Genomic DNA, 26,024 nt, shown 5'->3' with positions numbered 1-26,024 from the left:
TGGTACTGTCTTATGTCAATTCATGTCCCCATAAAAATTATTATCCACATTGTAAGTATGGTTAATTTTGTCTTTATTACACCTTCCGATAAATGTTCCGGCAGGCGATTTATATAATAGAACATGACCGGTACATCCGGTTCTTATGCATTCCGCTGATCTTTCATTGATGGTAAATTTCCAGACCGAGTTTCTAAAGATAGTGATATGTGAATCTTCATTCAATAAAACCTCATTGCCCACACGGAGCTTATCAGTAAGTAGTAGATACAGGATTTTGTGCGCATATTTGTATTGTTTCAGACTAGTTTTATTAAAATACATATATGTAAACATCCCACCTATTAGTGCTGTAAAGCCGAGACTCCGCGCCCATTCAGATGAAAAATAATAGAAACAGGCACACAAAAGAGAACAACTCACTGCCAATAAGATATAGAAGTGTAATGAATCAATTAATGATCTTGAAAGAGTAAAAGGCCCTACAAATTTGCCGGTTTTAAAATAGATCGTTTTACCCCTTCGATAAGGTAAAGGCTGACCTAGGATATATTCAATATGCTCGGTGGACATTGCTGTCATTTCTACCGCAATTTCTGAATGTCTTACTATACCGATCTCTATTCCGGGATTATCTCTTTTTAACTCATCAAGGACTAAACTATCCTTGGGTCTTATACCGCGGTTGGTGATAAAAGTAAATATACTCACCGGATGCTCGTAAGACATGCAGTTTGTAAAGTCCTCCCGTATTTTCTTATGTACATCTTCTCTCGACGACATGGCAAAATACTCACCAGTGTCATAACAATATCCGTCCCTGCCACCATCTCCTTCGTTTCCATTTGGTGTGATTGGTACAAATTCTTTTCCATATTTAACGATAAGATATCGTTCACATGCGTCCTGAAAATTGAATCCTTCATGCCCCGCAAGAAGATTACGTATGAAATCTTTTTCCATAATAATTTGATTTATTTATAAATGTTAAACTTGGTCTATGTTTAAGTCCGGCAAGCATTAAATTATTTGAAAACCCCGGCATTTATTGTAGTAAAAATTATGCGGCGATTCTATCTATATGCTTCCAAAATTTCTTTAATAATTTACAAAATTTTTCATTAAATGGATAAAAAACAAATTACTTTATCTGGTGTTAAAGGGATATAAAAAAACTATCCCAGGGAACAATTAAATCCAAGTTATATGGAGTGTAAAAAAGAAGAATACGCAATCACTTACTTCCATTTCGATTATGAAAATACACTGGATGGAAGCTTCTTAATGGCTTCAAAAACAAATATGGAACTTACTGGAGTTAGCAGTACTTTAGTCCGTTTTCGCTACAATTGGTCACGTAAAATCTTGAGGACAGATAATAACAAGCCGGTTGTATTCCAGAAATCAAGGACATATCTCGAATTCGGTTTCGAAATAAGTGATGCATTGATTAACGAAATACTTGATTTATTAAAGAAACATGAGGAACAAAATCTGGAATTCATAAGAACTAACAGCTTTGGTGTCTTTGAAACTTTTCCCAATGTCTTTTATTCATCGTTTCTGGATGAAAATGTAATTCCCTACGAGGAAAAGAAAGCTAATCTGACCCTATGGTTAAAAACCAAAATTCAGGATTTATGTTCTGATCATTAGCAGCCTGTAATAGTTATTAATGTCTGGTTTATTTTAGATCGGACGTTATTTTTTTATACAATGCACACCCCAATAAGATTCAGTTTAATATGTCCTAAACGCAAAATCCCCGGACAAGGCCGGAGATAAAAAACACAAATGATGAAAAAAAATTATTTCGAACTGCTAATTAAGTGTTTTTTTCCTCTTTGAAACGTTAATAAATTCATAAAATTTCACAAAAGTACTTCATATGGTATCATCTAAAACACCCGATACTTGGGGGAATCGGGTGCTTAGCCTATTATTAACCTTTATTATGAAAAGTATGCCCGATCGGGCAAATAATTATTTCTATCTAATTTAACTACAATTTCCTATAATGTCAAATCGTTGGTTGTCCAGCATAACGCATTAACCAATTCACCAAGAATGTGTTTGCATTATGGGCGTGCCCATCTCCTCCAGCTCCCCCTTTTTAAGATGGGTCGTGCTATCTGCTATATTTTTTGCCAAGCAAAAGGATGCCGCTCCTATTACTCACGCAGACTGAGATCCTTTTAAAATATATGATCTTGTCGTCAGTATGATTTCCTAACAGATAACAACGATGTCACTCAGAGCGAATCATCCAGAATTGAAATGTTCTTAAAAAATTCGCTCAAAACAGGAGATCAGAGTATCCTTGTAAATAAACTGTTAAAAGGTCGCCCATTTTTAACAGAGGCTACTCTCCTTGACAGTACAGGAAATATTCGTATCATTGTACCGGTACTCAACAACGATGATCTCGTCAAGGGCTATGTGAGCTTTCTTATGGATACCAACCGGACCATTATCGATCATAAAATCGCCGATAGAAGTCGCGTAAAATGTACACCTGAAAATAATGCAGAATTTGTCGGCTTTATGAACACTTTTGAGAAGAATGGCTATAAGATTGTGTCAATTGACCAGAATATTACTGATGAAAAAGGAAATGACCCTCTTGCAGTTAATAAAAAGGACAATTGACAGTATTAATTCACCCAAGAAAAAAGCTGACCAGGCCATTCAGTTATATAATATGGAAATTGGCTTTAGGATCAGTGTAGCCTACGCCACTGTTGAAGTGTGTAATTCGCTAAGCGACTTCCAATCGTTACAGTACAGGCTCAACCCGAAGTTTTTGGACATGTTAAAACGGGTGCTATTTCAGTCCAATAATAATGGCATCGATGCCTATCCTGCTGGCTTACGTTTCTTTTACATATTAAAAGACGTTAGTACAGTAAACAGATACAATGTTGAGATGCAATTTTCTAAATATGAGATCGAAGCTAAGGCACAGGCTAACTTGAGGTCGATATGGAGGGATTTTGTTTGTTTAACGCCAAATGTCAGCGTAATGTCACATGAATACAACGTCTATAACTATTCTACAAGAACAACTATACCGACTATTCCTGTCATTACAACGCCAACTGTCGATGATGTAAAAACACAGATTTTTATGAAGCCATATTCACTAATTCCCAATTTCAATTGTCAGAGTCTCTCGGAATTGGTTAATAAAGCTAGCTTCACCCCCGGCACTGACATTATCAATAAACTGAATACAGCTGTCACTTATCTGCTCCACTTGTTCTATAGCAAGATTAAAATACCTTGCAGGCTCTAAGCTTGCCATTTCATTTCCTTCAGGATGTGCATTATAGATTTTCATGGTTTAAATATGGTAATAAAATCGTTTCCAGTCAACTAGAGGTTCTGATACTTCGCATTTATATTAAAATTCATAGTGCTCCAGATATTTATCCCTGAACATAAATGCCTCTGATGTTTCATCCACAACAAAATTCACTACTCGTTTTTCTACTCCTCCACTATCGCCGCTGTATTTTTGTGCATCAAAGGATGCAGGGAACGGAAATTGATTGATTGCTTTAACGTCCATTTTTAGTTTAATGCTGTCGAGCTCTGACTTGGTTATTTTCTTGGAGCTTTCGACCAAATAGGAACCGAACATATCATATACCAGGTTTGCATATTCAATGGGTGTGATTAGCTCATTAAATGTATTTGAGGAACAAAAGATTGAGATTTCCTTTGTTGCTATTCCTTTATATTTTCTATCCCTAAAAGCAGGGTGAAATTTAGCAGTATCTGTATTATAAACAGAATTGTAAAAATACTTGTGCGTACTTCTTATCGTATCAAAATACAATGTAAATGCATAATTTCCTCTTTGCATCAATTTTTTAGGTGCCAATATGTTTGCATAAATAAAATCGAAAACTAAATATGCAACCTGCCAATCCACTCTTGGTCTTTTTACTAAAATAGAGGCCCTTGACATTCCTTCATCATCCTCAATGCTCCAAAATCTGTTTATTGTTACTTCCATATTTTAGTTGTATTTATAATTGAGCTTTATATTTAAACTTACCGTTCTCTTCTAAAACGTAAGTCTCGTCTTTAAAAATTGGCTTTTCTTCAATCATCCAATTTGAATTGGTTACTACTATTCTGTTTTTCTCTATTTTGCTCGTTTTCCCGAAGGCGGATTCCGCAATTTCATCGTAGGCAATCTCCAGTTTGTCAATTATTTTATCGTTCTTATCTACAGTAAGCAATATTGTGAACAGTTCGTTTTCACCGCCCTGATAGGTAACGACAACAGAGGTAAAGTTTTCGGAGAAAGGTATTTTGTAATTTACCCTGAAATTGGCTGCGTCCTTACGTCTCGGATCAAACTTAATCCTTTTCAGAAAACCATTGTCACGCATCCCGAATTTTTCAAAATTATCAAACGTGGTACTATCTGTTATCGGGAAATTGCGTTCGGGGAGATTTGCCAATAAGTCCGTTTTGGCAATGGAAATTGCTTTATCTGTTTTTGCAGGAATGCTGTCTTTTGCAACGCTTTCCGTTGTTTTCTTTTCTGTTTTGCTGTTGCAGGCAGAGAAAAGATATGTTGTTGCCAAACATATTGTAATAATTTTTTTCATTTTACCTTTTTTAAAATCAGTTGTTGTCCCATCCCTTCTATGCTGTACTTGCTTTCGAGGTGGCGCTGTCCCGAATAATCACTGTAATTGACAATCATCATTCAATTTGATAATTTTGAACATTTGAACATTATGCTGAGAAACTATAATCCCATTTTTATGTAGTTTTTGTGGTTTATGCAAAGCGATCAATTCGCTTAGGAATCGCATGGTCTCAACGATTACAATCTCCAATTGAATAAGAGCATAGTATTAAGCCTAGGAACAAGAATTAATGTATTAAAACATTCTCGCGTTTGTAAAAATAATCTTCATCTGTTACCGACTGATAGACAACTTCAGCACCTTTTGACAGATAAAAATCTTCAAATATTCTCCTGTTTTTATCATTGCTGAAATCTCCGGAATCATCAGTATGGGAATGGAATGTGATAAAAAACCGTCCTGCCCGTAAAGCAGTCTGATAACCCTTCTTCTGGGAAAATTCTATGCATGCGTCTATCTTGTCCACCAGTTCCTGCGCAGAAGATGCCTCATAAATTGTAACCGTCCCCTCGTGTATATTGTCCTTGGGATCGATATAAGATTTAAAATATTGTGATTGTAAAACAATTTGGGTTTCCTGAGCAAAAGCACTGCTGGAAAAACCCTCTTTTATGATACTGCCCTTCAATTCTTTCGGCAGGTACTCCAATTTTATCCCATCAAAATAAAGATCCGCTAATGTAATGGTATCAGATTGCTCCATTGATTGCTGCTCTGGTACAGGATTCTTGCAGCTTATTAAGGATAATAACAGGAAACACAAAATCTTAGATACTGATAGGTATGTATTTTCTCCGTTTTTATGGTCGTACCCTGTTTGGTGTTTGAAATTTGGGTTTAGCCTATTTAACCACGTTATCCTTTGTGAATCAAAATATTTATGTGACATTAGATTGGTATTAATCTTTAAATATAATACATTTCCATATTTACAACAATGTTCACCTCAACAATGTCATTTAGCAGGCACTCAGGTGATGATACAGAATTTCAAAGCAGTTTATTACGGTGTGTCCGCCCTTTCCTGCATTTGCTTACCCTATCTTGAAAGGGCGACCGTGCTATCCGCTATATCTTTTGCCGGGCAAAAGGATGCCGCTTCTATCACTCACACAGAAACCTTAAGCCATCTTAATCAATTTACAAAAAAACGCTCTAAGTAGAAAAACTTAGAGCGCTATACATATTTAATAGCTAATCTTATGGAAAGCATCCAGTGTAGAGCCACTTTTTTAGCCGTTTACAACAGGTGTATATCGCTTTTTTTGTGTGGTAAGATTAAGTTTTAAAAATAACTACCATGAATAACCGACACCAACACCTAACCAAACAGGCATTGTACCATCAGCGGTGTTGAACAGTGGAACATAGCTCGCATGAAAAGCAATTCCTTTCTCATAGGGTCGATAACGATATCCTATTTCGGGAGATATAATAACTGGAGATTCCGATCCATTTCTATGCTTTACTAAAACTATAGAAGTATTAAAACCGACAACCACTGAACTCCTCTTGCTTCCATAGACATAGTTGAGCCCCACTGGAAAAACAACAACATCTTTGACAAGTTCACTATCAAAAACGCCAAAGGTATTGCCTACACCTGCCCTAAAACCTAATCCTTCTCTTGCATCTTTTTTAAATCTCATATCAAAATTTACGGCTGCAAATATGCTACTTCCTCCCGCTTCAACAAAAGCATATTTCTGTCCCTGTGCGATACTCGCGCTAGATACAAATAGTCCTAGCACAAATAGAATAATAACTTTCATCATATTTTTTAATTTTCACTTTTTTCAATAACTGCGCCCATCCATTTGGAATCAAAACGCGCTACACCATAAATTGAAGCAAATTGCATAACAATTTTCGATGCATTTTTTGTTGCCTGAGCGGAGTTTATAGCGGTTCTTGTCCAATTAACCTTTCCGCCGGGACCTATACTGAAAGAAAAAACAACATCAGTAAAACTGGCTAGTTCAATTTTAAGTTCTTCCTTTTTTGTTGCGGAAATCTCATTTGGCCCCGCAATTACCACTGGTGTTTTTAACTCATTATTCAACCAGACAGCGACCGTTGAAACTTCATTTTTTGGTACATTCTTATATAAATATCTTCTTGCCTGATCATAAACCAGTTTTGTAGCCTGTTGAAATCCTCTGCTCAGATCAAGGGTAACACTATTGGGCAACAGGTCAAATTCATATGTTATGGGAGTTGGTCTAACTGTAGGATCCCAATCGGGACTGTAATTAAATTTTGAAGGTCTGTATGGCTCAATTGATTTTCGAAGTGCGTCCCACGGGTTTGCCGGTGTCACTTTATCTTCCATTGTAAATGAAATTCCATCCCATCCAAGTCGGATTTCATCAGCAGCAGTGCCGGACCAGCCGATCCAGTTTTTCTTCTGTGTTTTAACACTAAGTCCGAGTACCTTCCGTACGACATAATTTTTATTGTACAAACTTACTTTTATCCTTCTTTTATCACTAAAATTGGCCGTATAAACCTCATTATTGGCACCGCCGAATATACCGCTCCAAATTTTTCCCAAGAAGGTGTGTTTACCATATTTTATTACAGGCAGACTTGAATATTCACCACTTCCTATTGCAGGGCTGTTTATATTGGATGTTGCAGCTACTTTCACGATATCATTGATCGGAGGAGTTGTACTCGTGGAAACCTCCTCTTTCGTTTTTACGACTTCATAGGTATCATATAAAAATACCTGTTCTCCTTCCAGCGTAAAATAGCCGGTTATGGTAGTTGGGTTCTCGTAAACCTTATGATTGATCTCATCATACATTGTCAGTTCATCCATTGAAAAATCCTCAACAACCTTTTGAAGTACATCATATTTCTCTGTAGGTGTAAATAAAGTTCCATAGGGTGTTATTTTATAAACCATATCGGCAACTTCGACTTCCATATCCTGGTTTACAATTTCGGACATGATCGGATCTTCGATAAGATCTTCTTTGGTAATTAATTCACTTGGGGTTTCAGTAGATGTAGTACTTACACCAGCTTTTGTTTTTACATGAATTGTTGCCTGGTTATCAAAACCCAAAGATCTTAATTTAGCTTTTGCAGCTGCCGGTGACTTCTTATAGTCGTTAAAGAATTTGTCAACATCTGAAACACTTCTAAAAGATAACCGGGAGTTCTTTACCGATAAATCCGATTCTTGGATAGTTGGTTTTTCAGAACCAGCATTTTCATTAAAGCTTTGCTTTTCACATGACAGAAGGAAAGCTGACATTAGGATAATAATTGTTCTTTTCATTTAATTGAAATAATTTGATTTAGTTTTTAATCTTCACATATATAGAATACGATCAACTTATCTAATTGTCCCGAAATATTTTCATTTTTATTTTAACACAAATTGTATCAAGATTTAAACAGGTATAGTTTCATTTAATATTGAAAATATCGCTACAAACTGAATAGTTATTAGATCTAATTTTTATGACGATCATCTCTTTCAAAAATCCGTTGTTCCTTCCTATACACATTAAGCCATAGCACATTTACCACCATTCTTTCGCCAGCGCTGTAAAAGAGCTTTGGCTTCCCACCCATCAATGTAGAAAATTGAAAAACGCAGGCAGCGGCATGGTCAGCACTGCGTCTCTCAATTACCTACGGTCTGAAATCTATGGTCACAGAATTCTTTTGGGATCAATGGGGACTGGGATCAATTTTTCAAAGAAACAGACAAAAAAGGAAAGCAAAGGTACTTCGGACGCTTAACCCAACAGCAAAAGACTACGGCATAAACACTGGCAGCCGCACATGGCCTTCTTTTATTCCGTTTCCTTTTGCGGCCTGTCCTACGTTGCGATTTACTTTCTTTTTTTTCTGTTTTTTTCTTTTAAAAAAATGATCAGGGGCCGAGGCTCAGGCAGGACTGAAAGGAAAGCAAACTTAACAAGAGTGTAAAACCCTTAAAATTAAAAGTTATGATTAACATTTCAGGAACGCTGACAAGAGACGCAATCGTCAGCACAACACCAACAGGTAAAGAGGTAGTGAACTTCTCAATCGCAGTAAACGATCACTACAGAGACAAAGACGGTAACAGAGTGGAACGCACAACCTTCATTGACTGTGCATACTGGGTTACAGCTAAAGCAGCCGAATGGCTTGTCAAAGGGCTATATGTTCAAGTGTTCGGAGACCTTTCAGTAAGAGCATGGCTAGACAAAGACGGAAAAGCTAGAGCGGGAATCAATTTCCATACATGGGCTATCGATCCTGTAGGAAGATTTGGCAAGAAAGAAGCACAAACGGTACAGGCTAGTACAGCGCAGACAAGTAAGGAACCTGTAACGGTTGGAGACGATGACAACCTCCCTTTTTAATCGCTAATCAATTAATCTTAAAATATTAAAGTCATGGGACACAATTTAAATTATAATAAACGTACAGGACGCTACTCATTTTTTAGCGTAAAGGAAAAAGCGTGGCACGGTCTGGGGCAGATCGTAGAAGATTATCCAACAAGTGCCGAAGCGATCAAACACGCAGGACTTGACTATGAGGTGGAGAAATCACCACTATACACAAAAGGATCTGGAATAATACAGGTTTCTGACGGCATTGTCATACAGGATACTGAAATCGAAGTACCTGATTACTTCGCCAATATCCGCACGGATAACAATACCGTACTGGGTGTGGTGGGCAAAGACTACCACATTGTGCAGAATAAAGACGCCTTTTCATTCTTTGATTCTATTGTAGGTGGTGAAAGCGGTATCCTTTACGAAACAGCAGGAGCATTGGGACAGGGGGAACGTATTTTTATCACCGCTAAACTTCCCAATTATATCCGTATCGGAAACTCAGATGATGTGATCGAAAAATACATCTTCCTGACAACATCACACGATGGTAGCGGAAGTATTACGGCAGCCTTCACCCCTATCCGTATCGTTTGTCAAAATACACTTAATGCGTCACTGCGTAATATGAGCAACGTTGTAAGGATCAAACACACCGCAGGGGCTAAACAGCGCCTGAACGATGCGCATAAAGTAATGGGATTAGCCAACAGCATGACCGCACAGATGGATGGCATTTTCAACAGATGGGCAGGTATCAGCGTGAAGGACAGCGAAGTCAGAAAGCTGATACAACTTGCCCTGTGTCCGAATAAGGAGACCTATAACCTATTGAAAAAAGGTGCAGAGGACGAACTTTCTACCATGTTTAAAAATACGGTAGATGACGCATTTGCCTATGCTATGATGAACGACACGCAACAGCTTGAAACCACAAAGGGGACACTGTTCGGTGCTTACAATGCGGTAACAGGCTACTTTCAGAATGTACGGAACTACAAGGATTCCGAAGCAAAGTTAAAAAGTATTGTACTCGGTGGAACAGCACAGGCAAAAGGACAGGAAGCATTTAACCTCTGTACCGCTTTTGAAAAGGCAGGGGCTGATATATTCCTATTGAATTAACCATTAATCAAAGGTGGCAGTCCAGTTCAGCCTGTCACCTTTTACAAAATTAAAATTAGCGTTATGAGACTATCTGACATACCCACAGGCTATATTATACTGAACGCAAGCACCGACAGCGATTGGGATTTCTGTGACTTCGCCATAATCAAAATTGATAAAAATTGGAAGAACGAACAGCGAAAAAAACTGGAACTGATAATGGCACTCGGTGAAGATTATAACTTTCATTCTATTCATTATTGTGATGCATCTTGTCGATTCTACCAAGATGACTGTGATTTCATGACCGATTCAATGGAATTTCTAAAGGAAAGACAGTGGTCATACCTTGAAACAACAGATGCAGAAATAGAAAATCTGACAGCACCCAAAAATGTACTCGACTACTACCGAATTGTACTGAAAAGAGGTGGCTACGGTATGTATACATGTTATGGAAAACAAAGTTCCGAACAATTTAGGACTGCCGATTTTCCGGTACATACAATTGTTCATAATGATCACCCAACAAATTAAACCAAGATGAAAGCAATACAACACATGACAAATACGGACAGAGCCTATCTCTTAGCAAATTTATTCCCTGACAGGTTAAAGGAAATGACTGACTTTATCAAAAAGGAAGCGGAATTTTTCACCGAAAACAAAGCGCTTGTTTATGCACAGTGGAATGAAAAGATAATTAACGCAGACCTTTGGTATAAGCTGATAGCGGATTTTGAGCACAGATATGCCAAAAACGGTACAAGACTGTACAGAAATAAACGGACATTCCGTGACCAACTGTTTGACGGTTATGATGCACTTTTCAGTATTCATGCGCTGATACACTATACTGAACAACCTGAATGCGCTTTAAAGCTGAAACAGGCTATACATCTGCTGTTCGGGGTGCAGAAATTGGTATTGATCGATCTAAAACCGACATCATGAAACCATCAGAGAAAATGACAGATAAAATGATGCTCAAAGCCTATTCTTATGGCAATCGGAAGAATTATGAAATTGCGATCGTCATCCTCAATGAACAATGGTTCCGCTATGCAAGGCGCATATTTGCCATTGCAAGATCCGCAGGTGTAGGGCTTGACCTAAAGGACGGTTATCGGGATGGCTCAGCCAAATTCCTGATATATATCGACGGTGACCGTCCATTTTACGAATGTTTTTTCGGTGACAGAGACATCGTCTTTTTAGAAGCCGATTCCGAAGAAATCGAGCTTCTGTATACAAGCAACGAATACATGGAAAGTCAGACGCTCCTGTTCACCTATGAAGGTATTGCGCATTACAGGACTTCACAGGATATAGGTTATCAGACAGCGGAGTTCGACCTAGAAGTAATATTAGAAATCTTAAACCACAATTTACAAAAATGACACGTTCAAATCTGCATATCACACTCAGTAACGGTAAAAAATTCATCTGTGTACTGGACGGATCAAGCGCACCCGAACAGGGTTATATCGTGGAGGACATTTTATTGCCCCTACTATCCTTTCACAATGGTGACAGGGAATTATCCCTGATAAAAAAGCACTGCACGATGGGTGAAAGAAGGGCTAATGCCTGTTACCGCTATACTGTTGATCTTATCGGTAAGGAAATACGAATGTTCGAGGAGCACTACAGTTACAACAGGGATGTCTTCCGAAAAGGTAAGGAAATAACTGAACGCTATACAGACTACGTACAAAAATTAAACTTACAGGATGATGAAGAAAAAGATTGATACAGAATACAGGGCGCTGACGATTATTGCGGATATGGTAATCCGATTTGGAACACTCCATATTCTCAATATTTCCACAGCGGATACAGAAACATTACAATCAGTGAGGGATAACCTCGAAAAGATCATTAAACAGAATGGCTACCGTATGAACTACGACAGGAATATTAAAAGTCCACTCATTAAATCGTAAACAATGGAAACACCGATAAAATACAAATTCAGCGATTGGTTATACAACCGCTTCGTGGAGAACTTCAGGAAAAAGAAAATCATCGAAGCTTTTATTTTCATGGATGTACTATCCAATTATCAGTTGTTCGTAGAGGAAAATAATAAGGCTTCCGATCAGAAAAGACATACAAGGGAACTTTATGCAAGGATCGTAAAGGCACTGAAAGATCATACCGCAGACAAACTGCTTCTTACAGGCGCTGAACGCATTCAGGAAATTGACAGGGAACTAAAGATCTATGAAGATGATCTACGAAAAATAGGCTGTTCCGAGAATTATATCAAACAATGCAGTAACGAACGTAAAACAACTTATTATGGAAACTAATTTTTTCAGCAGACTAGCGCAAATGGACATCAACAGCAAATTGATGCTCACCATTGCCAAGGCGACACCGACAACAATGGTTGTCTCGATATTCATTGAAAATGACTGCTGTGGCGATAAAGCCAAAAATCTGATTATCCCATTTAATCTCACAGCTACGGCTGAGGAACTGGATGAACAATTTTTCAGGCATATCAAAAAACCGCTCCAAAAAGCTGACGGACTGCTCTCCAATATGGAGAATTTCCTTAAACAGCTTGAAATAGCCGAAGCTAACTCTGCAATGGAAAAGCAGAAAACAGACAAGGAAAAAAAGGAAAATGATGCAAAAAAGAGAAAATATGATGAAGCCTGGCTAAAAGCGGAAACCCTTGAGAAAGAAGGAAAATATAAGGAAGCATGGACTGCCCTTCCAAAAGTATCGGATTATCCCGAAAATGAAAAGGCGATCAGGGCGAAACAGGAAGTTTATGAAAGGCAATTTGCGTCAAACCTCTTTACAGTTGAACCCGAACAGGAAACAGGAACGGAGGTACCTGCATTGGAAGAAGCGGAACACATGAACAACGAAGAAGAATAAACCCTTTAAATCAAAACGATATGATACTGACAACACTACAGCGAGTTTTCATACTCAAGGAAAAAGATCGGGAAATTACGCTTAGCGATCCCGAACCAAAATGGAGCGTACAGGCTGTGCTGAACTTCTATTCAAATAACTATCCTGTATTGACAACGGCAAAAATTTCACAGCCCAAAATTAAGGACGATACAGTTCAGTATTATTTTGAAACTGTGATCGGTACAAAAGGATAACATAAAAATCAAATCAGATGAATCATGCAACGAAAATATCACGCACCGATAAAACAACCCAAGACTACGGAACAGACTACGCTCTTTCGCAATCTGGGCGAGTTTTCCAATTGGATGAAAAGACCAAAAGATCAGGCAGAACTGTTAAAGGACAGGAGAAAACCTGTACCGCCAACAATGCTCCCGATGCCTTTTTAAATAGTCGGTTCTATACAAGACTGCTAGAATCAACTGTGGTGGCAGACTGCAATAAAGATAAAATGGAGAAGGACTTTTACAAGTCCCTCTCCATAATCTCGGAGAAATTTGGCATTAGCCCAATAGCTACCGACGATATACCCTACCCTTCCAATATTTCTGTTTCCTTGGCTGACCTAAAAAAGCAACTAAAAAAAATAACCAATGACTGGAGGGAAATCCGATTGATACACGATAACGGTTCTACCTATTTTGCAAAAGAGAACAGGTTTGATACGGATATGACATTGTTCTATATTCCTGTGATTCCCTTATATACAATCTTGCAGAAAAAGGAAACAGAAAATGTGGGATTATTATTGCTGTCCGTATACGCTTACCTTTATCAGATCCTTAAAATACCTTACTACAGAAACGAAGGCTGTTATCTGAACAGTTTGTACGAAATACTCGAAGAATGGGCAGAGAATGATGGTGCAGAAAAGCGAACTTTGAGACAGCTTAAAGAAGCAAAAGAGATAGGAGATCTTATTAAGGGACTTCTAAGCAATCCTGAACACCTAAAATGCTTTGGAAAACGTGTGCGCACATTCAAGCCGAAATCAGCTTTTGACAGGTCTTCTCTCCTACTTGCGGAACGGTTCTACGCCATTTATCGGAAATATCGCAAAACCTCTATTGATCGAAACTATCACCCCATGATCTACCGTGAAGAAATAGAGGACGGTAGAGCGGTGATGCTCGACGACTATGTTTCCTTCTGTGCTTCTGTGAAAGGAGAACTATTTAACGAACTCTTTCAAACTGCAAATGATGAATTGCAGGAATATTCTTCGATCGATGAACCTGTCATTTTTGTCCCTTTCCACAGCACAGAAGAGACTGCTGAGAGCTTCGATTTTGAAAGAGATGTTTTTGGAAGGTTGAATGACCTTATCATACTATGGCAGGAATCACAATTTTAAAATAGAAAGTCATGAAAGATATTACAAATCAATTTGAAACCTATTATAGCCCCTTTTCCGCACTGGTATTCTATCGATGCAACAGTGCGATGAATGAATCTTATGTGGAATACTATGATATGGACAAAAATGGCGCTCCTATAAATGCACATCCACTCACGGTGCATGAAGCCATAAAATTAGCTGAATCGCTTACGGTGGAAAAGGATAAAGCCAATAAGCTAACATCTGATGGTATTTTACCAGCCAATCTATTGTATTTTGATGCAGAATCTGATAAAATAATGTGGTATACCAAGCCACAGTTCAGGAACTTATATTTCACGAAATCACTTGGTATTCCATCAGGTCGTTGCCATACACCTGCCATGCTCTGGACAGCGGACAGGAAATCCCTCAATGTCTATGCGCTGATCGGTAACAGAAAACCGACCTTAAATAGCCCACTATTTTATGCACCGTTCTTTAATGTCAATGAAAGTGGTAATGTCTGTTTAGGATCTGTGGATGTTCAGACCGAAGAAAAAGGTTCGGTAAAGGAACTGATGAAATTATGGGAAACGTACTTTTTCAACAGCTATTTCAGTCACTTAATGGCTGAACATAATCCTGTCAATGGCAATTGTGTACTCCTGTGGGAAGATCTCAGCGGTTCTGAAAAATGTTTCCCCGAAAATATGCTCATAAAAACAAACCAAAAACTTAAAGATCTATTAAAATGAAAACCATAAAACAAAATATCCATTTTTTGGATGAAGAATTACTGAACGCTGTCAACCCCATCCGTGTCAATGTGATCGGTGCTGGTGGCACTGGCTCGAAATTTATGACCTGTCTGATGGAAATTAATCACAGCCTTATCGAACTTGGTCACCCAGGACTTCAGGTTCACCTGTGGGACGATGATATTATCAGCGGTACCAACATCGGACGACAACGTTTTGCAGAATCTGAAAGAGGATTGAATAAATCAGTAGCTATAATAAACCGTTTAAATAGGTGGTCTGGGACAAACTGGAAAGCGGAAACACAAAAGTTTCAAAGGGATATTGACGGAAAAATACCCGAAAATGCAGGCGCATCAATTTACGTATCCTGTACAGATACGGTCGCATCACGATTTGAAATTGCTGAAATTATTAAGCAACTGAATAAACAGTATTCATACCGAAGGGACAGTGCTAAATATTGGCTTGATCTAGGAAACACTAAATATAGTGGGCAGGCAATTTTAGCTACGGTAGACAAAATTAATCAACCTGATTCTAAAAAATTCAAAACTTTCGATACGCTCCCCTCTATTATTTATGAGTACGGTACTCTAATGACCGAAGCAGAACCCGAAGACGATACCCCATCATGTTCAATGGCTGAATCCCTTCAAAAGCAGGATCTGTTCATCAACGCATCGCTCGCACAAATGGGAGCGTCTTTGCTCTGGAATCTCTTTCTTTTCGGAATGATAGAAAATCGCGGTTTCTTTCATAATCTCAAAAATTTTCAGACGAAGCCTATTGCTGTCGGCAGTTAAAAACTGCCGGCGGGCAAAAGCCTATGGCTTTTGCCCAGAAAAGCGGATGCAACAGCTTCGACTCCAACTTCACCCCTTGCTTCTTCAGCTGTTGCGAGCTTGTCTGTGGGATACAGCGTATCCCAATGTGCTCCGCAAAAATTTCCTCTATACCTTACTTCTTTCTTCGAAAATATCTAAATAATATATTCCTGCTGTGAAATCAATTCAGTTTTGGATCGAAAAAACAGTCCTCAGGTCGTATGGTTACACTTCCTTCCCTTTCAATTATATTGATGAAAACTTCATTCGCTGCACCAACTTCCAACTTTCGCTTTTCAAAATCATATTCTAATACATCACATTCAGCAAATAACTTTAAAGACAGTTCTTCGATTAGATCCACAAAGAGAATATCATGTTCCCTTTCCAATTCTTCTGTATAAACAGTATCCAGGTCCACTGAAAATAGCTCGGTTTGACGATCATAATAATCGTCTGTTAGTCTGTCTTCAATGATAAAACTCTTAGTATTAAGATCTAAAGCTGTGAAAGTTTCTAAAGTATATGTTCTTTTCATATCAATAAATTTTACAAATCGACTTCAACGAATATCCCATCTCTAAACCAGTATCGGATTGTTTGTGATATACTCAGTATACCAAGGACTTCGCATTGATATCTTTTTCCATTAAAAAAATACAATTTAAAAAATTTTATAGAGTCAAAATGAACTAATAATTACCATTTAAGAAAGTTGAATTTCTCCACCCTGCAATCCAATTATCAGCGACCAAATGAAATAGTTCATCATTAGTTTTAGATTTTAGTGTTTCTAAACCTTCAGCAACATCTTTCAGTAGCCAACCTTTACTATTTAATGTAAGCCATGCTTCCTTCAATTGGTTGTTTAATATATAATTTTCAAACAATTGTTTTTTATCAGTCTCCTTTATTAACCATTCTGGTATATCCACCCTATTCTTTATAGTTTCGTATGCAGCAGGTGAAATTTCAAACAAACATGAGTTTATAACCTGTGATTCATTAAGATTATCATATGAAGAAGGAAAATCTCCTTTATAAGTGCTCATATCTTTAATTATATTTAGGGGCAAATTATTTTTGAAATAAACTAATTCATCAAAATAATCTGTATTATCTCCATATTTATTAGAAAAATCATCTAATTCTTGACATTTGTCAAAATCTATTTTGCCAGCGAATTCAATAATTTCCTCAGTAAGACCTTCATAAGACATAATCATCGGCAAAATTAGGTATACGGAAAGTTGTTTAAAATTAAATGCAGTTTCAACTATCGAACCGTATTCTAAATCTAATTCCACAAAAGTATTTTTTCTGTTGATAAAAAAATGATTAATAATACCTTTATATGATGCTCCGTATCCCAAAAATAAAGGAATTAGACATGGAGGATGCTCATACCAATATTGATTAACAGAATTATAATCATCATGATATGGTATGGCAACTCTTTTAAAAATTAAATTTTGGAGATTAATATCTATATTTAGTTTATCTACAATTTTCTTTAGCAATTCCATTGTGACTATTTTGTATTGAATCTACGAAAAGCTTGACAATTTCCCAACGTATTGCCTTTTTTTAAGTATTCTACCTTACCGAGATGAGCGAAGTACACCATATATGAAGAATTTTCAAACTGGTCTTAATTACATGGACGAAAATGTCATCATATAATCTGTATTATTCCTTGATAGAATAATATAATTCAAAACATTACAATTAATAAGCATTTAAAAAAGACAATTAATTACTACTATTTCACAGACAGGTAGAAGTAAAATCTTAAAAAATAAGAATAACGGTCTAAAAACATAATCTTTTCATGTTCAATCACAAAAATGAAAGAATACTTCGCATTCTCTCATTAATTTTCCCAGGGTAATGACTTAATTATAAGTCTTCTTGTCGTCTAATTTCTCGATTATGCATTTCTATGATATTTCTTAAAACTTCGTCATTTATTTCCTGATTTTTAGAATCAATGACATCATATTTCTCCTCATCCTCTAATTCAAAAAGGGAGTATGGCACATCATTTTTCTTAAGTTCATCTATAACTTTAAACAATTTTTCAGAGACTTCATCATGGTCATTGTAAAATAAAACTCCTTCAAAAACTGGTCTTTTGTCCAAAATATTCTCCTTGATTTCGTCAACGCCCGTACCAATCGTTTTTTTAAGTTCAAAAAGTGCTTTTGGAGATACAGTATCACTATTTATTATGATTGCTATTTTTGACATATTTTTTATTTAAAGTTACTAAAATTCTTCCGGATAATGAGGATTATTTGGTGTTCCATAAGTATCATTTCTATAATTACCTCCATGCCATCTATATAAATGCTCCTTATCAGTAGCAGGATAAATGTTATGGGGATTATCTGCTAAATGTGGATGATCTAATGCATTATATCGATGATGCCCTTCAATTGGATCACCATCAAATTTTGGAGTTTTACCATTGAGAATATCCTGCCTTTGCTCAGGAGTCCAGTCCCTTGTCCCAGGTAGCTCATCACGCAATAATTTTCTTTCATTGGCCCAAAATCTACTTACCCCACGGGCTCTCCTATTGGTAAATCTTCTATCCCATTCAAGTCTTTTATATTCCTCTTTTGTGATTGTTCTGTTCTTAAGCTTTTCTTTGAGTACTTTTCTGTCCGCTGCGGAAAGTGGTGAAAAGGGTGTTTCATATTGTCGTGCTCCCTCAAATGGATCTTTCGGAGGCTGTATAGGTGCATCACTACCCTCAGCATAAGCATTACCTTCCCTATTAGCAGTATTGTTAGGTGCATCTGGTGTGTGACTTCTAGGTGCGGTGGCTTCATCCCCATCTCTTCTCCTGTTACCTCCTTCCGAATCAGGATGAGGACGATTTCCATGGGGACCATCAGGATTTGCAATATGACTGGCATGCTGATTATTATTAGTACCTCTACCGCCTTTTGGAGCTGGGGTAAGTAACATCGCTACGGCTACCCAATCCTGCATTTTTCCTCCGGTATTAACGATATTATTTATGGCCTTTGCGTCTCCAAAAGCAGAGTCCCGATAACCATTTTTAAAATCCTCAAAACTCGCTCCACCTGTATCTCCATATTTATTCAGCCAAGCAGTTGCTCCATCTATTGCCTTAAAACCTACACCATTGAGGACTCCTTGACCAAAATTGCTCATAATATTGGAGGGAGCCGATTTTAAGAAGTTTAAACCGGCCTGTCCCAGTCCACGCATACCACCTGAAGTCAATGCAGCACGTCCACCACCTATAACAGCTCCCCCTACGCCAATCAAGGCTCCTGCCATCATTCCCTCCATAATTCCTCCAATAAGATTTGCTCCGCCTTTTGCGATTGCTTGTCCCCAAGTTTTAATTTCGGGAGCGAAAAGAATTTTATCACCAAACAACGGACAGGTCATTTGATGATCTCCTGTTATAGCTGGAATTCCCATAATGACAAGATTTTCTTTTCCCGCATCCCATTTCCTTACCTTTGCAACCATCTGGCCACACAAAAGACTTCCCAAAACGGCACCAAAAGCCGCTCCAGCGGCTCCTGCAATTGCACCAATTGCTATTAGAGCCGCTCCTCCCGTCGCGACCGTTGCTACAGCAACTAATGCTGCCAATATCGCCATAATCAACATTAACTTCCTACAGCTAAAGTCTGCAAAACTTACTGTTGCAGTATCTACTTTTGTGATATACTTTGCACCGTCTTTCCTTTTTGTTGAAGGTTGGGTACTTTGGAATTGAGTTGGCATAAGCCCGCCACTACAAACCCAAAAATCTTTTTCTGTAATAATTTTATTTCCCATACATAGCTACTCTATTCGGGTTTGTATTATTCTTCTATTCAGACATATTACTCTGATTTTATTTTGCATATTTACCAAAGCAATTCCCACTTGTAGGACGTCACGTGTATCACCTATGTTTTTTGCTGATTTAAGAATAAAAGTCTGAGATATAGACCAAATAGTTTTATAATCTTGCGATTGCATAAGTATACCTTTTACGCTCTTTTTCATAATTGCTCTGATTATCCGTTTACACTTTCTTTAAATGGATCAAGCTCATTCTTATCTTCAGTGAACAACTCGTAACTATACTTTGCAAATAATAATTCTGGATCAACAATTTCCTGACGTTTGATACTTGCATGTATAATTTTGCCAAATGAGGTTACTAAATATTCGGCTTTATCTTCAAGAATCGGAACAGTTTTCTTTAGTTGTAGATGAGCAAACGCTGAATAAGCATTCCCCACCCAATTCTTATCGATGATTGTTACCGGTGTCCCTTTTATCCTGACACATTTAACATCATCCATTAAAGTACTGTTGTGAACCGACCTGAAATCATAACGCCATTCTATAGGTGAAGTACTAAATAGGTTAAACTTATTAATATTACTTTTTCCCCCAGGAAGTGATCTTCCCCAGAAATGATTGAAATAAACTTCGAAAAATTCATTTGCTTCAATAGCCATTTGAATTTTTTCACTTGAAGAATAAAGTTCATCATTTGTTAATATCATGTCCTTAAAACCTTCATTTTGTTCCAGCAGAGCCTCCATATCCTTTTTGACCCAACTCCATTTTTTTTTAATGGTGTCAAGATTGTATACTTTCAATATTTTACCAGTTGAATCAACTTGTACTTCTATTTCATTGTACATGGAAGCAAATACATTACTAATCCCCGACATATCACTAATGATCGGAGAATTATTCTCTAGCAACCTATGATGAAGAGTGATAATATTAAGATCAGCTTCACCTTTGTCGTTAATATTTTTAATATCAACCTGCCATCGAATTTCCGCTTTAGAGTTTAACTCAATCCCACCTGATAGTATACTGGTGGTAATATGCAAAGTATATTTCGTAGAAAATGGTTCCTTAAACAATAGCTTAGGGCGATTATCATTTAAATTCCAAGACATCATATTCTTCCTGTTTTTTAGTTAATAAATGCGTTTCCTCCGTCTATCTTTGTGTCACCTCCAGTTATATGATTTTTTCCAGTAATAATATTGGACTTAGCGGTAAAACTATTTTTAGTAGCATCAATTGAAATCCCATTTTCAGTCAAAATAATTGATGACCCACCAACTTTAAATTCAATCTTGGTTTTACCTTCCAATGTAATATTACCTCCGCTATCCATTGTCATCTTTGATTCACCACCTTTTCCCACACTTGTTGAATTCAAAGAAGAGGACTGCGCGGTGATTTTCCCACTACCATCCACATGAATCTTATTCCCTCCTTTATCTTTTACTGTAATTCCTCCACCATCATTTAATTCGATTATATGACCACTTTTACTGCTTAAACTCTTGACATTATTACCTGCTCCTCCACCAACACCAATGGCACCATGATACATGCCTCCCATAACAAAGGGTCTGTCTGGGTGAAGGTGAACAAAATTGACCATAACTTGATCTCCAACTTCTGGGACAGACATAAAACCACGGTTCTTTCCAACTTTCTCGCTACTTCCTGCATCTGGTGACATCACACGAATGAATTCGGTAGTGTCCTGTCCACTTTGCCAGTCGAGCTGAACCTGTACGCGCCCCTGATTTTCTGGATCTGTATTGGAAACCACTTTCCCAAATTGTGGTTCTGCAACAGGAATAGTAAATTCTGGTCTTGGAATATAACCAGTATCTGCAGCTATTGCCTGAAATGAACCGTCATAGTAACCCCTCGCATCCACTTCATGGGTCACTTCAATAAGCATTAACTTGGTAAAATAAGATGTTTCAGAAGAATCTGTCTTCCTCATTTCAATATCAGCTATACAGCCGGGATAAAGAAATGGAACGGTTGTATTTCCAGAAGTAATAAAAACTTCTGATGCTTTACTGCCAGCTGTTCCTTTTTGGGAAGCATCAATATCCATAAAAGAAGATGCCCTTATTGGAGCTACCCTTAAGGATGGCGTTTGAAATATTCTTTCAGAAATCTCGTAAGCCCGTTTTGCTATATCAGAAGTGTGGTTGATTTTTGAATTAGCACCTTTAAATTTCTCATTTTTACTACTGTTATAACCATAAAATGAAGGATTAACATGTTGAGCCTTCATTTTAACCTTAATATCAGTCAGGTTACTACCGTAGGTCAACTTTACAGGCTTCTCCTGTGGAGGTAGTTGACCAAAGTGTAGTACCTCACCATCATAGAAGAATTGTTCGCCATAAGCCTCGGCAATCCTTGCTAAATAATTATAATGAGTTTCTTCATATTGAGAACTGTAAGGAACATTACCCTGTTTTGCATCCACTCTAAAATCAAATTTCCCTTGTCCTAAACCTTGCTGAATCACTTCCTTAACGATGCTATTCAGACTCATAGGCTGAGCCCCGCCAAAACTTTGAATATGGGGTGCTGCATCCAGCAATATTGTTGGGCTTGCGCCCGACAATACAAGATTTCCCAAGCTACCTTTTTCTTGGCTAAATCCAACCTCCGTAATAACTCCCACAAAATTTCTTTCAGGACCTTCTTCAATATCTTTATATTTAAATACGATCGTAATCCTTTTGCCCAGAAGATTCTGCGCTTCTTCAAGATTGTGGTTCTCAGGATTCCCTAGAGTGTCATGAGCGAGAATAAGTTCAAATTCATGATGTTTCATAGCACTCTGAATCAATTTAAAATGCTTGAAATATTTAATTGCTTTTCCTTCAACATGAATATCGAGGCGAACTACACGGTTTATTCCGGCGATCGCACTTTCAGGGATCGCCTGCGCATTGAAAATTTTTGACGTGGGCTGCTCAGACCATACCTTATTTTGCACTACAGTTGGAGCCGTAGGGATCAAAGGCTGGTTCATAAAACTTTGAGCCATACTACCTGCCGTTTTGATGGTTGACAGCGTTTTATTGGAAATTGGAATATTCGTTACTGCTTCCTGGATATTTTTGACTATATCACCTTTTGTTGAATCTACTCCTTTATTGGAAAGATTCTTATCATCTTTAAACATGACATAATTTTTTTCGGTTGTGTTGATTATGTTTTGGAATAGCTTCCAGATAGGATGAGACTATTTAGGTCAAATCGCAGTCAGTAAATGGTAGTCTCCGCAGAATATTTACTTTCGTGACTGGATAGATAAAAGTTCGGATAGTGTTTAGTAGAGAACTAAAACATTTTCTAGCTACTTACAGAAAGTGCTATTTTTGATCGATCGGTTTTTATTTTCATAAGTTTTTTTATTGATTTAGTGATGCAATATATTACCTCTGAATTTCACGTACAAATGAATTAGGCATTATTTTAAAAAGTGTCGTAATTCTACGACTTTTGCATTTCAGTAATGTAAAGATTTATCTTTTACAAACCTTATGGGTTTTCGTAAAACCAGAAAAAAATAACGCCAGACCTAGATTTAGCTAGATATCTGGCGACCACATTCAATGTTGCAATATGAAAATTAACCTAACTTTCTTCCTCTGGTTTTATATTGTAATAAAAATACATTGCCTAAAAATTTGAAGCATTAGGAAAATCCCTATTTTTTATCCGTAATTTTACGATATCTGATGTTTCTCCTGGGGAATCTCCAAAGTTTCTGATCTATTTTTAATAAATGTAGTCGGACGAATTCCATTAATCTCAAAAAACCATTTTGAAAAATTGCTCCGCGAAGGTATTCCACACTCCTTCGATAAAGCTTCCGTAGTATATTTAAGATATTTAGAATCATTTAAAAGCTTCTCTGTGATATAACCTATTTTCAATTCAATCATATAGCGCTTAAAAGGAACTCCTTTATGTTCGTTAATAACCTGTGAAAGATAACTATGACTGATTTCAAACTTACCAGCTAACTCTTTGAGGCTAATTCCCTCTTGAGTAAATTCGTGCTTCTTTTCAAATTCATCCAGCCTTCCTAATATGTGCATTTCAGTTTCCTTATCAATTTCTATCCTATGATTTCCCTTCATATCATTTTCTTCCTTGGAGAAAGTTGAAAGCTTGCTTTTCCTTCGTTTATGGATCGTCCGAAATATGATAAAAATTAGGCCGATCAAGAAAAGGAGAACAGCTATAAAAAGTGTCAGATGTTTATCTCTAATAGATTTTGACTGCTCTTTTAGCAATTTTTTGGCATCATATTCCCGATGTACATTTGAAGATAGATACAAGAAATCTTTATTGATTTTCTTATCAGCTTTTACCAGCTGTTGGGTATAATATATTGCATCATCCTGTTGCCCTTTAGTACGGTAATAATTTATCAAAACTTCATACATACTTCTCAATTCAGGAACCATAAAAGTATGTTTATTAAAAATGGAGTCTACTTTTTTAAAATAATTTATCGCTTTATCAGTATTTCCGATTTTCAGTTCTGCTTTTCCCACATAAGAAAAGATGATTGAGAGCGTGGCAAAGTCATCAACTGCAACTAAAGGTCCGATCGAACCATTCAGCATCGAAACTGCTTTTCTAAAATCATTCTGATAATATCGATTTATTCCCTTTTCTTTCTGAAAATATGCATACTCCTGTCTGTAATCAACGTTTTTATAGGTCTCCATCAGCCCCAGTGTCACAATTGAATCCGCCGCCTTAAAATTCCCTAGATTGCGGTAACATATCGCCATTTGATGTAGACTATTATAATAGCCCCTTTGGTAATTAAACATCAGATTGGGGTGAATATCAAGTTTGGTCTGCCCTTCAAAAAATTGATTTGCAGCCTTGAATTCAGTTAATGCTTCTTTGTAATAACCTATATAACTTTTGACAATACCGATATGGTAGCGTAATCTATTTTTATGGAATAGGTCTTTCCCATTTTCACCTAACTTATATGCGATCAGGTATTGGTCCAATGCTAAATTGTACTGCTTTAGGTTAAAGTAATAAACTACTCCCTTATTCATGTAAGCATTACTGAGCATGGACTCATCCTTGGTCAATCTTGCAACACTAATAACGCTGTCCGCATATTTTAGTTTAATGCTGGGATCAGGTGAAAATAACAGGGCATCTTTGTATCCCAAAAACAGTTTTTCGTAATTCTTTTCTGACTTCGCTTTTTTTATAAAAACATTAACCAGCGGCACTACTGTCGAATCATTTTCCAGACGATTTTCATACTTACGCTGAATCAGATAATAGTCACTAAGATTTTCATTTTGTGCATAAACAAATTCGCACAAAAAAAGTGTTATAATAAGCAAATATAATCTCGGTAGAATTATCATGGTTAATATTCTGTAATAAATTTATAAAAATTTACCAAAATCGAATGATTTGTGAAGAGATATACAAAAAATCATCATAAAAATAACAAAGCATTATCTACCAAATACTTACAAGTGTATATTTTACGTACAAGCACGTATTTATGCGAACAGACACAGAATTATTTTGTTCCTACAATAAAAAAACATCAAAAATAAGACTGAAATGAAAAATGTTTAAATCAATACCTCATAAGAAGAGAAAATACATTTTTACACCTGTGTCTAAACTTATAAAGCACGTATCTGCTCAACTTCCAGCACCACTATAAATTTGAGATTTGAAGAAACAAGAATAATTTGCATTCAGAATTCTAATCAATCTCGGCCGGGATAATCTTAAAAAAATTTAGCAATGAAAAAATCAACGATTATCTCTTTAGTAATGATACTTACAAGTATAGGTACTCTTTCCTCCTGCAGGGAGGACGAAATGGATCAAATGGAAAAAACACAGCCTCCATTAATAGAAAAAAACAATAAAAATATGTCCATGAGAAATATACAGGACACACTAACAGTAAGTACCAATTCAAACGCCAATGACAATGAAACTTCCCAGGAGGACCCACCTCCCAAAGACAGAGGACAATGGTAAAAGCACGGTATCTAAATGAAGAAACACGTATATATGACGAACAAGCACAACAAAAACTTGATTTTCACCAATATACCAATCTAAATTTGGTGAAATCAAAAATGCGATAGTGATCTCCAGTAGATCTTCACAAAACGTATTCAATTAACCAAAAACATAAAACC

The 26,024-nt window shown here is 37.0% G+C and carries 32 protein-coding genes; 18 read left to right on the top strand and 14 right to left on the bottom strand.

Annotated features, from left to right (window positions below):
- Positions 1-15 precede the first annotated feature (15 nt).
- Entirely contained in the window at positions 16-963 is a 948-nt protein-coding gene (locus BBI01_RS01435) for a hypothetical protein (RefSeq protein WP_065392907.1), read from the bottom strand.
- 243 nt (positions 964-1,206) lie between these two features.
- Here BBI01_RS01435 and BBI01_RS01430 point away from each other — a divergent pair, with 243 nt between their 5' ends.
- Entirely contained in the window at positions 1,207-1,656 is a 450-nt protein-coding gene (locus tag BBI01_RS01430; RefSeq protein WP_065392906.1) for a hypothetical protein, read from the top strand.
- Between the two features lie 621 nt (positions 1,657-2,277).
- Positions 2,278-2,649 carry a hypothetical protein gene (locus tag BBI01_RS01425; protein WP_065392905.1) on the top strand — a complete coding sequence of 124 codons (372 nt, stop codon included), beginning with the start codon at positions 2,278-2,280 and terminating at the stop codon, positions 2,647-2,649.
- 493 nt (positions 2,650-3,142) lie between these two features.
- Here the strand turns inward: BBI01_RS01425 and BBI01_RS01420 are convergent, their stop codons facing one another.
- From BBI01_RS01420 to BBI01_RS01395, 6 genes are all read right to left on the bottom strand, one after another.
- A complete protein-coding gene (locus BBI01_RS01420) occupies positions 3,143-3,340 on the bottom strand; it encodes a hypothetical protein (protein ID WP_065392904.1) in 198 nt (65 codons plus the stop codon).
- Positions 3,341-3,403: 63 nt separating this feature from the next.
- The gene (locus BBI01_RS01415; protein WP_065392903.1) at positions 3,404-4,021 is read right to left on the bottom strand and encodes a hypothetical protein; all 618 of its coding nucleotides are present in this window, start codon (positions 4,019-4,021) and stop codon (positions 3,404-3,406) included.
- Between the two features lie 13 nt (positions 4,022-4,034).
- Entirely contained in the window at positions 4,035-4,625 is a 591-nt protein-coding gene (locus BBI01_RS01410) for a hypothetical protein (protein ID WP_065392902.1), read from the bottom strand.
- A 271-nt stretch (positions 4,626-4,896) separates the two neighbouring features.
- The gene (locus tag BBI01_RS01405) at positions 4,897-5,373 is read right to left on the bottom strand and encodes a hypothetical protein (RefSeq protein WP_123862044.1); all 477 of its coding nucleotides are present in this window, start codon (positions 5,371-5,373) and stop codon (positions 4,897-4,899) included.
- A gap of 592 nt (positions 5,374-5,965) precedes the next feature.
- Complete coding sequence (locus BBI01_RS01400) at positions 5,966-6,445, bottom strand: hypothetical protein (RefSeq protein WP_065392900.1); 480 nt, start codon at positions 6,443-6,445, stop codon at positions 5,966-5,968.
- A 5-nt stretch (positions 6,446-6,450) separates the two neighbouring features.
- The gene (locus BBI01_RS01395; protein ID WP_065392899.1) at positions 6,451-7,959 is read right to left on the bottom strand and encodes a hypothetical protein; all 1,509 of its coding nucleotides are present in this window, start codon (positions 7,957-7,959) and stop codon (positions 6,451-6,453) included.
- Between the two features lie 679 nt (positions 7,960-8,638).
- Here BBI01_RS01395 and BBI01_RS01390 point away from each other — a divergent pair.
- The 15 genes from BBI01_RS01390 to BBI01_RS22635 all read left to right on the top strand — a co-directional run bounded on the left by BBI01_RS01390 (position 8,639) and on the right by BBI01_RS22635 (position 16,134).
- The gene (locus tag BBI01_RS01390; protein ID WP_317040715.1) at positions 8,639-9,040 is read left to right on the top strand and encodes a single-stranded DNA-binding protein; all 402 of its coding nucleotides are present in this window, start codon (positions 8,639-8,641) and stop codon (positions 9,038-9,040) included.
- Positions 9,041-9,073: 33 nt separating this feature from the next.
- On the top strand, positions 9,074-10,147 hold the full coding sequence (locus tag BBI01_RS01385) for a DUF932 domain-containing protein (protein WP_065392898.1): 1,074 nt from the start codon (positions 9,074-9,076) through the stop codon (positions 10,145-10,147).
- Between the two features lie 63 nt (positions 10,148-10,210).
- Entirely contained in the window at positions 10,211-10,666 is a 456-nt protein-coding gene (locus tag BBI01_RS01380) for a hypothetical protein (protein WP_065392897.1), read from the top strand.
- A gap of 6 nt (positions 10,667-10,672) precedes the next feature.
- Complete coding sequence (locus tag BBI01_RS01375; protein WP_065392896.1) at positions 10,673-11,083, top strand: hypothetical protein; 411 nt, start codon at positions 10,673-10,675, stop codon at positions 11,081-11,083.
- Positions 11,080-11,529 carry a hypothetical protein gene (locus BBI01_RS01370; RefSeq protein WP_065392895.1) on the top strand — a complete coding sequence of 150 codons (450 nt, stop codon included), beginning with the start codon at positions 11,080-11,082 and terminating at the stop codon, positions 11,527-11,529. Before BBI01_RS01375 ends, BBI01_RS01370 begins: the two co-directional genes overlap by 4 nt.
- Positions 11,530-11,696: 167 nt before the next feature.
- Positions 11,697-11,882, top strand: coding sequence for a hypothetical protein (locus BBI01_RS23030; RefSeq protein WP_228393916.1), 186 nt, complete (start codon positions 11,697-11,699; stop codon positions 11,880-11,882).
- Entirely contained in the window at positions 11,863-12,075 is a 213-nt protein-coding gene (locus tag BBI01_RS01360) for a hypothetical protein (RefSeq protein ID WP_065392893.1), read from the top strand. The genes BBI01_RS23030 and BBI01_RS01360 overlap by 20 nt, the downstream gene beginning before the upstream one ends.
- A gap of 3 nt (positions 12,076-12,078) precedes the next feature.
- On the top strand, positions 12,079-12,444 hold the full coding sequence (locus BBI01_RS01355) for a hypothetical protein (protein WP_065392892.1): 366 nt from the start codon (positions 12,079-12,081) through the stop codon (positions 12,442-12,444).
- Positions 12,434-13,024, top strand: coding sequence for a PRTRC system protein E (locus tag BBI01_RS01350; RefSeq protein WP_065392891.1), 591 nt, complete (start codon positions 12,434-12,436; stop codon positions 13,022-13,024). The genes BBI01_RS01355 and BBI01_RS01350 overlap by 11 nt, the downstream gene beginning before the upstream one ends.
- A 20-nt stretch (positions 13,025-13,044) precedes the next feature.
- Complete coding sequence (locus BBI01_RS01345; protein WP_065392890.1) at positions 13,045-13,260, top strand: PRTRC system protein C; 216 nt, start codon at positions 13,045-13,047, stop codon at positions 13,258-13,260.
- Positions 13,261-13,284: 24 nt separating this feature from the next.
- Positions 13,285-13,458: a hypothetical protein gene (locus BBI01_RS22640; RefSeq protein WP_165602200.1), complete on the top strand. Its 174-nt coding sequence runs from the start codon at positions 13,285-13,287 to the stop codon at positions 13,456-13,458.
- Positions 13,459-13,682: 224 nt separating this feature from the next.
- Positions 13,683-14,423 carry a hypothetical protein gene (locus BBI01_RS22435; RefSeq protein WP_123862043.1) on the top strand — a complete coding sequence of 247 codons (741 nt, stop codon included), beginning with the start codon at positions 13,683-13,685 and terminating at the stop codon, positions 14,421-14,423.
- A 119-nt stretch (positions 14,424-14,542) separates the two neighbouring features.
- Positions 14,543-15,145 (top strand): PRTRC system protein B, encoded by a 603-nt coding sequence (locus BBI01_RS01335; protein WP_317040713.1) that lies wholly within the window; start codon positions 14,543-14,545, stop codon positions 15,143-15,145.
- Complete coding sequence (locus BBI01_RS01330; protein ID WP_065392887.1) at positions 15,142-15,954, top strand: PRTRC system ThiF family protein; 813 nt, start codon at positions 15,142-15,144, stop codon at positions 15,952-15,954. The genes BBI01_RS01335 and BBI01_RS01330 overlap by 4 nt, the downstream gene beginning before the upstream one ends.
- Positions 15,955-15,984: 30 nt before the next feature.
- Positions 15,985-16,134, top strand: a complete 150-nt coding sequence (locus tag BBI01_RS22635; protein WP_165602199.1) for a hypothetical protein — start codon at positions 15,985-15,987, stop codon at positions 16,132-16,134.
- A gap of 22 nt (positions 16,135-16,156) precedes the next feature.
- On the opposite strand, the gene BBI01_RS01325 is transcribed toward BBI01_RS22635, so the two are convergent.
- The 7 genes from BBI01_RS01325 to BBI01_RS01290 all read right to left on the bottom strand — a co-directional run bounded on the left by BBI01_RS01325 (position 16,157) and on the right by BBI01_RS01290 (position 25,178).
- Entirely contained in the window at positions 16,157-16,513 is a 357-nt protein-coding gene (locus BBI01_RS01325) for a hypothetical protein (RefSeq protein ID WP_065392886.1), read from the bottom strand.
- 154 nt (positions 16,514-16,667) lie between these two features.
- Positions 16,668-17,501: a hypothetical protein gene (locus tag BBI01_RS01320; protein WP_065392885.1), complete on the bottom strand. Its 834-nt coding sequence runs from the start codon at positions 17,499-17,501 to the stop codon at positions 16,668-16,670.
- Between the two features lie 373 nt (positions 17,502-17,874).
- The gene (locus tag BBI01_RS01315) at positions 17,875-18,225 is read right to left on the bottom strand and encodes a hypothetical protein (protein WP_065392884.1); all 351 of its coding nucleotides are present in this window, start codon (positions 18,223-18,225) and stop codon (positions 17,875-17,877) included.
- A gap of 18 nt (positions 18,226-18,243) precedes the next feature.
- Positions 18,244-19,803, bottom strand: a complete 1,560-nt coding sequence (locus tag BBI01_RS22985; RefSeq protein ID WP_065392883.1) for a hypothetical protein — start codon at positions 19,801-19,803, stop codon at positions 18,244-18,246.
- Between the two features lie 224 nt (positions 19,804-20,027).
- The gene (locus BBI01_RS01300) at positions 20,028-20,936 is read right to left on the bottom strand and encodes a hypothetical protein (protein WP_065392881.1); all 909 of its coding nucleotides are present in this window, start codon (positions 20,934-20,936) and stop codon (positions 20,028-20,030) included.
- Positions 20,937-20,950: 14 nt separating this feature from the next.
- Positions 20,951-22,990 (bottom strand): type VI secretion system Vgr family protein, encoded by a 2,040-nt coding sequence (locus BBI01_RS01295; RefSeq protein ID WP_083189982.1) that lies wholly within the window; start codon positions 22,988-22,990, stop codon positions 20,951-20,953.
- A 547-nt stretch (positions 22,991-23,537) separates the two neighbouring features.
- Positions 23,538-25,178, bottom strand: coding sequence for a helix-turn-helix domain-containing protein (locus tag BBI01_RS01290; RefSeq protein WP_228393915.1), 1,641 nt, complete (start codon positions 25,176-25,178; stop codon positions 23,538-23,540).
- Between the two features lie 526 nt (positions 25,179-25,704).
- Here BBI01_RS01290 and BBI01_RS22630 point away from each other — a divergent pair.
- Positions 25,705-25,860, top strand: coding sequence for a hypothetical protein (locus BBI01_RS22630; protein WP_165602198.1), 156 nt, complete (start codon positions 25,705-25,707; stop codon positions 25,858-25,860).
- The last annotated feature ends 164 nt before the right edge of the window (positions 25,861-26,024 follow it).

Source organism: Chryseobacterium artocarpi, from assembly GCF_001684975.1.
Classification (GTDB): Bacteria; Bacteroidota; Bacteroidia; order Flavobacteriales; family Weeksellaceae; genus Chryseobacterium; species Chryseobacterium artocarpi.
This window is presented reverse-complemented; position numbering and strand designations above follow the sequence as displayed.

What these genes read in the sequence shown, in the direction of transcription:
- BBI01_RS01435 (WP_065392907.1), bottom strand. Translation starts at nt 963, where the DNA reads ATGGAAAAAGATTTCATACGTAATCTTCTTGCGGGGCATGAAGGATTC.
- BBI01_RS01430 (WP_065392906.1), top strand. Translation starts at nt 1,207, where the DNA reads ATGGAGTGTAAAAAAGAAGAATACGCAATCACTTACTTCCATTTCGAT.
- BBI01_RS01425 (WP_065392905.1), top strand. Translation starts at nt 2,278, where the DNA reads ATGTTCTTAAAAAATTCGCTCAAAACAGGAGATCAGAGTATCCTTGTA.
- BBI01_RS01420 (WP_065392904.1), bottom strand. Translation starts at nt 3,340, where the DNA reads ATGAAAATCTATAATGCACATCCTGAAGGAAATGAAATGGCAAGCTTA.
- BBI01_RS01415 (WP_065392903.1), bottom strand. Translation starts at nt 4,021, where the DNA reads ATGGAAGTAACAATAAACAGATTTTGGAGCATTGAGGATGATGAAGGA.
- BBI01_RS01410 (WP_065392902.1), bottom strand. Translation starts at nt 4,625, where the DNA reads ATGAAAAAAATTATTACAATATGTTTGGCAACAACATATCTTTTCTCT.
- BBI01_RS01405 (WP_123862044.1), bottom strand. Translation starts at nt 5,373, where the DNA reads ATGGAGCAATCTGATACCATTACATTAGCGGATCTTTATTTTGATGGG.
- BBI01_RS01400 (WP_065392900.1), bottom strand. Translation starts at nt 6,445, where the DNA reads ATGATGAAAGTTATTATTCTATTTGTGCTAGGACTATTTGTATCTAGC.
- BBI01_RS01395 (WP_065392899.1), bottom strand. Translation starts at nt 7,959, where the DNA reads ATGAAAAGAACAATTATTATCCTAATGTCAGCTTTCCTTCTGTCATGT.
- BBI01_RS01390 (WP_317040715.1), top strand. Translation starts at nt 8,639, where the DNA reads ATGATTAACATTTCAGGAACGCTGACAAGAGACGCAATCGTCAGCACA.
- BBI01_RS01385 (WP_065392898.1), top strand. Translation starts at nt 9,074, where the DNA reads ATGGGACACAATTTAAATTATAATAAACGTACAGGACGCTACTCATTT.
- BBI01_RS01380 (WP_065392897.1), top strand. Translation starts at nt 10,211, where the DNA reads ATGAGACTATCTGACATACCCACAGGCTATATTATACTGAACGCAAGC.
- BBI01_RS01375 (WP_065392896.1), top strand. Translation starts at nt 10,673, where the DNA reads ATGAAAGCAATACAACACATGACAAATACGGACAGAGCCTATCTCTTA.
- BBI01_RS01370 (WP_065392895.1), top strand. Translation starts at nt 11,080, where the DNA reads ATGAAACCATCAGAGAAAATGACAGATAAAATGATGCTCAAAGCCTAT.
- BBI01_RS23030 (WP_228393916.1), top strand. Translation starts at nt 11,697, where the DNA reads ATGGGTGAAAGAAGGGCTAATGCCTGTTACCGCTATACTGTTGATCTT.
- BBI01_RS01360 (WP_065392893.1), top strand. Translation starts at nt 11,863, where the DNA reads ATGATGAAGAAAAAGATTGATACAGAATACAGGGCGCTGACGATTATT.
- BBI01_RS01355 (WP_065392892.1), top strand. Translation starts at nt 12,079, where the DNA reads ATGGAAACACCGATAAAATACAAATTCAGCGATTGGTTATACAACCGC.
- BBI01_RS01350 (WP_065392891.1), top strand. Translation starts at nt 12,434, where the DNA reads ATGGAAACTAATTTTTTCAGCAGACTAGCGCAAATGGACATCAACAGC.
- BBI01_RS01345 (WP_065392890.1), top strand. Translation starts at nt 13,045, where the DNA reads ATGATACTGACAACACTACAGCGAGTTTTCATACTCAAGGAAAAAGAT.
- BBI01_RS22640 (WP_165602200.1), top strand. Translation starts at nt 13,285, where the DNA reads ATGCAACGAAAATATCACGCACCGATAAAACAACCCAAGACTACGGAA.
- BBI01_RS01335 (WP_317040713.1), top strand. Translation starts at nt 14,543, where the DNA reads ATGGACAAAAATGGCGCTCCTATAAATGCACATCCACTCACGGTGCAT.
- BBI01_RS01330 (WP_065392887.1), top strand. Translation starts at nt 15,142, where the DNA reads ATGAAAACCATAAAACAAAATATCCATTTTTTGGATGAAGAATTACTG.
- BBI01_RS01325 (WP_065392886.1), bottom strand. Translation starts at nt 16,513, where the DNA reads ATGAAAAGAACATATACTTTAGAAACTTTCACAGCTTTAGATCTTAAT.
- BBI01_RS01320 (WP_065392885.1), bottom strand. Translation starts at nt 17,501, where the DNA reads ATGGAATTGCTAAAGAAAATTGTAGATAAACTAAATATAGATATTAAT.
- BBI01_RS01315 (WP_065392884.1), bottom strand. Translation starts at nt 18,225, where the DNA reads ATGTCAAAAATAGCAATCATAATAAATAGTGATACTGTATCTCCAAAA.
- BBI01_RS22985 (WP_065392883.1), bottom strand. Translation starts at nt 19,803, where the DNA reads ATGGGAAATAAAATTATTACAGAAAAAGATTTTTGGGTTTGTAGTGGC.
- BBI01_RS01300 (WP_065392881.1), bottom strand. Translation starts at nt 20,936, where the DNA reads ATGATGTCTTGGAATTTAAATGATAATCGCCCTAAGCTATTGTTTAAG.
- BBI01_RS01295 (WP_083189982.1), bottom strand. Translation starts at nt 22,990, where the DNA reads ATGTTTAAAGATGATAAGAATCTTTCCAATAAAGGAGTAGATTCAACA.
- BBI01_RS22630 (WP_165602198.1), top strand. Translation starts at nt 25,705, where the DNA reads ATGGAAAAAACACAGCCTCCATTAATAGAAAAAAACAATAAAAATATG.